The 5,192-nt window shown below is 43.4% G+C and carries 6 protein-coding genes and 1 pseudogene; all 7 read right to left on the reverse strand.

The annotated features are described in order from the left end of the window. Positions 1-193: pseudogene (locus ACO59Y_RS06160) on the reverse strand (SAM-dependent DNA methyltransferase); the annotation flags it as partial. 127 nt (positions 194-320) lie between these two features. Continuing rightward, the gene (locus ACO59Y_RS06165) at positions 321-1,694 is read right to left on the reverse strand and encodes a sodium-dependent transporter (RefSeq protein WP_486131579.1); all 1,374 of its coding nucleotides are present in this window, start codon (positions 1,692-1,694) and stop codon (positions 321-323) included. A 51-nt stretch (positions 1,695-1,745) separates the two neighbouring features. Continuing rightward, entirely contained in the window at positions 1,746-2,381 is a 636-nt protein-coding gene (nth, locus tag ACO59Y_RS06170) for an endonuclease III (RefSeq protein ID WP_486131581.1), read from the reverse strand. Between the two features lie 192 nt (positions 2,382-2,573). After that, positions 2,574-3,302 (reverse strand): electron transport complex subunit E, encoded by a 729-nt coding sequence (locus ACO59Y_RS06175; protein WP_486131583.1) that lies wholly within the window; start codon positions 3,300-3,302, stop codon positions 2,574-2,576. A gap of 1 nt (position 3,303) precedes the next feature. Then, entirely contained in the window at positions 3,304-3,930 is a 627-nt protein-coding gene (gene rsxG, locus ACO59Y_RS06180) for an electron transport complex subunit RsxG (protein ID WP_486131585.1), read from the reverse strand. After that, positions 3,930-5,006: an electron transport complex subunit RsxD gene (rsxD, locus tag ACO59Y_RS06185; RefSeq protein WP_486131587.1), complete on the reverse strand. Its 1,077-nt coding sequence runs from the start codon at positions 5,004-5,006 to the stop codon at positions 3,930-3,932. The genes rsxG and rsxD overlap by 1 nt, the downstream gene beginning before the upstream one ends. Positions 5,007-5,009: 3 nt before the next feature. Then, a partial coding sequence (locus ACO59Y_RS06190; protein WP_486131589.1) for a hypothetical protein occupies positions 5,010-5,192 on the reverse strand: 183 nt, incomplete at its 5' end.

Raw genomic sequence — 5,192 nt, forward strand, 5'->3', positions numbered from 1 at the left:
ACGATGTGTTTATAGTTGGCGGCGTCAAGCTGTTGACGCAATTTATCGGCAGATGACCAAAGTTTTTCATCTAAATTATTAAGGAAGGCTTGTTGTATTAAAGAATTATTGACACAATCTTGGTGGCTTCTGGCTTCTGGCTTCTGGCTTCTGCATAAAATTCGTCCTGTGTAAAGTGAAATTTAAGGAATATTCGAGAAAAGAGCCGTTATTCTATAGAAAAATTTTTAGGCGAACAAATGATTGGCTTAAATGGCCAGTTAATTTTTTGAGAAAATGTTAAAAAAACAAAACCGAGCGATTGCTCGGTTTTTTGTGGATTAGAATAGGTTACTGATGAAAATTACCACAATGATGACCGGTACGACAAATTTTACGTAGTTAAACCAAATTTGGGTAAAGGTGGAATTGGGCGTTGAGGAAAGTTCTTTCTTTGCTTCGTCTTTTAACACGAAACCGACGAAAATCGCACAACCCAATGCGGTAAGCATAAACAGAATATTGCCGCTAACGTAATCGAAAAAGTCGAAAATGCTTTTATCGAAAATGGTTATGTCTTTCCACAAATTGTCGCCTAAAATTGACGGTACGTTACCGAGTAAGAAGATGCCGCCGAGCGTTAATGCAATGGCTTTTCCGCGACGCATACGAAGTTTTTCTTGTAATGCTGTGATGATCACTTCGTAAATAGTGATGGAAGTGGTTAATGCCGCAATTAATAATAAGCCAAAGAAAATAATCGCGAAGAATTTACCTGCCCATAAATGTGAGAATACTATCGGTAAACTTTGAAATACCAAGGTTGGGCCCGCGTTTGGTTCAATTCCAAAGGTAAAGAGCGACGGGAAAATCATAAAGCCGGCAAGCACCGCGATAATGGTGTTGGTAAAGCCGGTGATTACTGCGGTTTGAATCAGATTTTCTTCTTTGTTTAAGTAGCTTGAAAGCGTGATTAATACGCCGAAACCAAGACTTAAAGCGAAGAACACTTGTCCTAATACGAAAATAAATAGCTGCGGGGTGATTTTGCTGAAATCCGGTTTTAAGTAGAAGGTGATGCCTTCCATTGCACCCGGTAAGGTAATGTTACGAATTACCATGCCGATTAGAAAAATAAACAGCAACGGCATTAAATATTTTACCGAGCGCTCAATCCCGCCGATAATGCCTTTCGCCAAAATAATGTGGTTCACAGCTACGAAAAGAAAGGTATAAAGCATAATTTCAAACGGGCTGTTGCCGATATGCAGATCGTAGAAATTTTTTGCCACGTCTTTGGTAATTGGTGCGGAAATATCAAGACTGCCGCTGATTAGACTGACGATATAGGAAATTACCCAACCGCCGAGCACCATGTAATATGCCATAATACCGAAAGCACCAAGTAAGCCCATATAGCCCAAAATTTTCCAGTATTTAGAAATGCCTTTGCCTTTATCGTGAATTTTATCTCCGAAGGCATCAATAGAATTAACGCGCAAACGGCGCCCAATCACGTTTTCTACCAGAATCATCGGGATACCGATTACGATCATGGCAATACAGAACAGCAACACATAAGCGCCGCCGCCGTTTTCGCCTACAAGATAAGGGAAGCGCCAAGTCGCGCCGAAACCCACAGTGGCACCGGCGACGGTCATTACATAAGTCAGGCGGCTCGACCAGGTTTGGCGTTGTGGTTTTGTTGTTGTCATGGTTTTTCCTATTTAAAAGTGCGATCAGAAATAAAACGTTTTTTGACCAAATTAATATTCCGTTTTGTATTTATATTCACACAGATCTTCAATAATGCACGAACCACAATGAGGTTTGCGTGCTACGCAAGTATAGCGACCGTGTAAAATCAGCCAGTGATGAACGTTCGTTTTAAATTCGTCCGGTACTACTTTGAGCAGCTTTTCTTCAACTTTCACGACGTCTTTACCCGGTGCGAAGTTGGTGCGGTTGCAAACGCGGAAAATGTGCGTATCCACCGCGATGGTTGGATGTCCGAATGCGGTGTTCAATACCACATTGGCGGTTTTTCTGCCCACTCCGGCAAGGGCTTCAAGCGCTTCGCGGCTTTCCGGCACTTCACCGTTGTGCTTTTCGATTAAATCGCGGCAGGTTTTGATGATGTTTTCCGCTTTACTATTAAACAGTCCGATGGTTTTGATGTAGCTTTTTAAGCCGTCTACGCCTAAATTTAAAATGGCTTGCGGCGTATTGGCAACGGGAAACAATTTTTCTGTGGCTTTGTTGACGCCTTTATCGGTCGCTTGCGCCGATAAAATTACCGCGATTAATAATTCGAAGGGCGAATTATACTGCAATTCAGTGGTAGGGTGGGGATTTTGATCACGTAATCTTGTGAGTATTTCGATTCTTTTTTGCTTATTCATATTTTTCTCCTACTTTCTTACTTGTACAAGAAAGTAGCAAAGAGCACACGCCTGACTAAATCGCTTTTCCGCCCTTGTTATTATTTTTTTGACGGAAAATTTTGAACGCACTGCGCTCAGACATTTAAAATTTTCCTAAAGATGACAAGTCGGTTAGGCGATTTACAAGGAACCTTGATAAAGGCAGTTTAACTATTTGTTCCTATTATCAATTCTGTTTTTAATGGCAAGTAACAATCCTAAGCCAATAAACGCACCGGGCGGCAGGATAAAAAGTAAAAAGCTACTCTCGGTGTGGTAAAGGTGGAAAGAGAGAAATTGTGCGTCGTTGCCAAACAAGTTTTCGATGCCTTCAAAAATCGTGCCTTGACCGAGAATTTCACGTAAGGCGCCGAGCAGGGTAAGACTTAATGCCATGCCCAAGCCCATGGAAAAACCGTCCCAAGCGGAATGTAAAATGTTGTTTTTTGAGGCAAAGGCTTCGGCGCGGCCGATCACGATACAGTTCGTAACGATTAACGGAATGAAAATGCCGAGGGATTGATAAAGCGTATAAGTGTAAGCGTTCATCAATAATTGTACCAGGGTAACGGTAGTGGCGATGATCATTACATAAATCGGGATACGGATCTGGTGCGGAATCCGCTTACGAAACAAGGAAATGACCGTGTTGGTACAAGTTAAAACTAACAGGGTGGCAAGCCCTAAGCCAAGGGCATTAGTCGCTGTACTTGAAACGGCAAGTAACGGACAAAGGCCGAGTAATTGCACGACGGCTGAGTTATTTTTCCAAATGCCTTGAATAAAAATTTCTTTCCAAAGAGATTTTTCCGCAGATTTGTTGTCCGTTTTGATAGTGGAATCAACAACATTGACTTGCGTTTCTTCGAGTTTGATGTTTTCTTCGGTTAAATCTGTCATCTTATTGCCCTAATTGATTGGCGAGGGATTCCAATGCGGTGCTATTGGATAACATCACTAATGCTGAACGTTTTACTTGGTTGACAATGGCGCGTGGCGTAATGGTCGCGCCGGAGAATTGGTCGAATTTACCGCCATCTTTTTTCACTGCCCATTCGCTTAAATTGTCGTTATTAATCGGCTGATTGTTGAAACTTAAAATCCAGTCGGAAATGCGTAATTCAATTTTATCGCCCAAGCCCGGTGTTTCATGATGTTCAATCACGCGCACCCCCAACACTTCACCTTGCGGCGTTAAACCCACTAACAAGCGAATATTGCCGGAATAGCCGTCCGGCGCAGTAGTTTCATAAGCATAAGCGGAAATTTGGCCGTTTTTTTTCGCCAAATAAATTTTTTGAATGCCTTGTAAACGCTCGTCTTGCGGAATCGCCACGGTTTCCGCCGGATTATTATCAAAATAATTTTGTGGAATAACCTGCAACAAAAGCTCGCGTTGTTGCGCCGCCATGGCGTCATCAATTTTGCCTTTGGTCAGAAAGAAAATCCCGCTAGAAATCGCGGTGCAGAGCAGGGCGACCAAGCCTAATAACGCGCCGTAGCGCGACGTAATTTTAATAACGTCCATTATTTTATTCCTTTGGTTTGATAACCGGCAACGCGCGGACGTGTGTAATGATCGATAAGCGGTACGCAAATGTTACTTAACAAAACAGCAAAAGCGACGCCGTCCGGAAAGTTGCCGTGATAGCGAATAAGATAGACGAAAAGTCCGACTAAGGCGCCGAACACAATTTTCCCGCGCGGTGTAATGGAAGCCGTAACCGGGTCGGTAGCGATAAAGAATGCGCCAAACATCATAGCGCCGCTGAACATTTGGCTGACTGCGCTTAAATGCGTCCCACCGGCAAGGGCGGTGGTGCTAGCCAAGCAGAAAAAAGTGAATAACATCGCTACCGGAATTTGCCAGTGAATGGTGCGTTTTAATACAAGGAAAAGTCCGCCCACTAAAAAAGCGAGGTTCACTTGCCACCAGCCTTGCGCAAAATCCGTACCGTTGACCATAAAGATTGGCATTTTGACTAATTGATAAAAATCGTTAAGTTCGGTATGGCTCTTATAGAAAATTTTTGCGCTGTCCAATGGCGTGGCTTGTGTAATGCCATCGATGCTGTGCGCCAGCTGCGACAGGCTAAAGCCATCGGTGGTTAAACCGGAAAAAATTAACGATATCGCATCCGCAAAGCTTGGCGGTTTTGGTAATAAATCAAGCGGCGGCATCCACGTGGTCATTTGTAATGGGAACGAAATTAGTAAAATTACATAACCGATCATTGCCGGATTAAAAGGATTTTGTCCCAACCCACCGTAAACCTGTTTGCCGAGCAACAGTGCGCACAACGTGCCGATAATAATAATCCAATAAGGCGCATAAGGCGGAATGGCCATAGCGAGAATTAATCCGGTCAGTAGCGCAGTGAAATCCGCCAAATAAGCAAGTGGTGCTCTGGCGCGCAATTTTATTGCCACAAATTCCGCACTTAGCGCAACGACAATTGCCAGCATAGACTGAATCAACACGCCGTAGCCAAAATAGTAAATTTGTGTAAACAGCGCCGGCATCATTGCCAAAATCACCCAAAGCATAATGCGCGCCGTTAATTTCCCTGAATGAGTGTGGGGTGAACTGACCATTTTAAACATTGTTTATTCCTGCGATTCATCTAATTTTTGTTGAGTTTGCGCTGCTTTTTTGGCTTTTGCGCGGGCAATTGCGGCGGCAACAGCGGCTTTTTTCGGATCAAGCGTCGTCGGTTTTTCCTCAAATGTAGGCGTTTTTTCAGCAGCAGCTTCGGCGTTATTGAAGGTTGAATTTAGCACCGCATTGGA

It is taken from the genome of Rodentibacter sp., from assembly GCF_057314195.1.